1 protein-coding gene is annotated in these 264 nt (G+C 63.3%); it reads right to left on the bottom strand.

The features are described from left to right. Positions 1 to 264: cellulose synthase subunit BcsC-related outer membrane protein (locus tag ACO0LH_RS28650; RefSeq protein WP_422944553.1), on the bottom strand; the 264-nt coding region annotated here is incomplete at both ends.

The raw sequence follows: 264 nt of genomic DNA, 5'->3' as shown, positions 1-264 counted from the left end.
AGGTGAGTCCATACAGGCTGTCTTTGGCGCCTGCGTAGGAGAGGTAGCTGTCGGTGACGGATTTGCGGGCGATTTCTATGCCGAGGCTGGCGCCATCGTCGCTGCCACTCCAGCGCAGGCCGCCAACGATGTTCTGGACGGGGAAGCCGATGGGGCTGGAGCCGATGTCGGCCCGCACACCTGCCAGTTCGTAGCTGAGGTTTAACGCGACGCCTTTGGCTTCCTGGTCTAGTGTGGCGACGCTGGACAGACCTTGCTGGCGGG

It is taken from the genome of Undibacterium sp. TJN19 (genome assembly GCF_049339485.1).
GTDB lineage: Bacteria > Pseudomonadota > Gammaproteobacteria > Burkholderiales > Burkholderiaceae_D > Undibacterium.
The sequence above is the reverse complement of the archived record's forward strand: the minus strand, read 5'-3'. Positions and strand labels throughout refer to the sequence as shown.